The sequence below is a fragment of the Vibrio sp. Vb1026 genome, assembly GCF_033338745.1.
GTDB classification, from domain to species: domain Bacteria; phylum Pseudomonadota; class Gammaproteobacteria; order Enterobacterales; family Vibrionaceae; genus Vibrio; species Vibrio alginolyticus.
This window is the reverse complement of record NZ_JAWOTH010000064.1, coordinates 1-1747: the sequence shown is the minus strand read 5'-3', so window position 1 is coordinate 1747 and position 1747 is coordinate 1. Positions and strand designations below refer to the sequence as shown.

Annotated in this window: 2 protein-coding genes; one reads left to right on the top strand and one right to left on the bottom strand. The window is 44.8% G+C overall.

Annotation, left to right across the window (positions count from 1 at the left end):
* The coding region (locus tag R7E47_RS24170; RefSeq protein ID WP_318085192.1) for a DUF4344 domain-containing metallopeptidase at window positions 1–314 on the bottom strand (314 nt) is incomplete at its 3' end.
* Window positions 315–563: 249 nt separating this feature from the next.
* On the opposite strand from R7E47_RS24170, the gene R7E47_RS24165 reads away from it, so the two are divergent.
* Entirely contained in the window at window positions 564–1202 is a 639-nt protein-coding gene (locus tag R7E47_RS24165; RefSeq protein WP_318085190.1) for a CatB-related O-acetyltransferase, read from the top strand.
* Window positions 1203–1747: the final 545 nt, after the last annotated feature.

Below are 1747 nucleotides of genomic sequence, written 5' to 3'. Positions count from 1 at the left end.
TCTTCATATTGGTTGTTGGAGAAGTAATTGAGCGACTCCAAGTAAAACGTATAAGGAATATGGATGGTGTGCGTGTCGGGATCGTACATAGGGCCATCTTCGCCGCCATAAATCAGGGTGAGCGGTTTACGAAAAGGGAAGTAGTCTTGAGAAAGTCGAACAAAAATCGGGTTCACATCGCTGCTTTGAATGGATTGCTCGGCAAGTTTGTCATGGGTTGTTTCTGCGGGCATGTACTCGATACGAATATTGTCCGCTGCGTTGGCAGAAGCGGCGCAGAGTAATAGTGCAGGGAGATGCGATTGAATTTTCATGTTGAGCTCTTGTTATTTGAATGGCTTGCATAAAAATTATACATGTTTTTGGCGAATGAATAATCGGGATTGGCGTTTGTCACTTTGCGCCAATTCGTTTTATAGTTCGCCTAAAGGAGATCACTATGCCTAATCCACTGTTGTTACAACCCCGAATCCAATAGGCGTTGTTGACTGAGAACGCAGCAACAGCGCCACGAGAAATCGTTCCGTGGCAAAATTTTACTCTCTATTGAAGAGGCAAATGCCATGACTAAACATTGGTCTAAAGTTCAGTATCTGCACCAAGTGGTGCAAAACGCCAACATCCATATTAAAGGTACTCACAGTTATTACAGCGATTGCTGGGATAATGGTTTTGAGCAATCCGTCGTTCGTTATCTGCTGGGGGATGAAATCAGCAAGCAGTGGCAACCCAGTTGGGAAGTCGACCAACTCTATATTGGTGACTACGTTTGTATCGCCGCCGAAGCGGTGATTTTAATGGGTGGTAACCACAATCATCGAACCGATTGGTTCTGCTTGTATCCGTTTCTTGATGATGTCGAACGTTCCTATCAAAGCAGGGGCGACACGACTATCGGAGATGCTGTTTGGATTGGAATGCGCGCGATGATCATGCCAGGCGTTACGATTGGCGAGGGCGCGGTGATTGCCGCAAACAGTGTCGTGACGAAAAACGTGCCGCCGTACACCGTGGTAGCGGGCGCTCCTGCTAAGCCGATCAAAACTCGTTTTGACCCAGAGACGATTGATAAGTTATTGGCTCTTAAGATGTATTCTTGGGATGAGGCTAAGTTTAACGCGCTTCGCTCTTTTATCTGTGGAAATGATATTGAGCAGTTAATCATTGCGGAAAGTAACTATAAAGATGGCGAATGTCACTGAAATGAGGAAAATTATCAGCGATATGTCATAATCTCGCTCCGTTGTGACGAAAACTATTGTTGCAGCTTGTGCGTTTCCTTGGCATCGATTCGTTTAAATCACCATGAGTCAGAGTTGAAAAACTACGATAGGAACAAGCAAACTCAATTGTTTGAACGCGATCTCGGCGTTTTGACGGTTACACCGGGAAGGAACTTTGTTCGATAGTAATCGACGCATTCTGTTTAAGTAAGGGAGCCCATTGCGCGGTTCAGAAAGTGTCACTAGAACTTACTCACAACATTATACCCGGCGCATTGACCACGCGTTTTTGGTTGAGGCAAAGGGCATTTGAAGGAGCTGTAAAGGCTCCTTTCACATTTAAGGGCGGCAAACAGCAAACCATTGGCACAATGCTTAACAAGCGCCCTTAAACTAGCCTAAGGCGCATGACACCATCTAATGAGTATTTTCGGAAATAAAGCGAGAAAATTTGCTATTGAACGAAGGTTAAACTAACACTCAATCATTACGGAGGATGAAGAGAACAATAATAAGAGGCGATA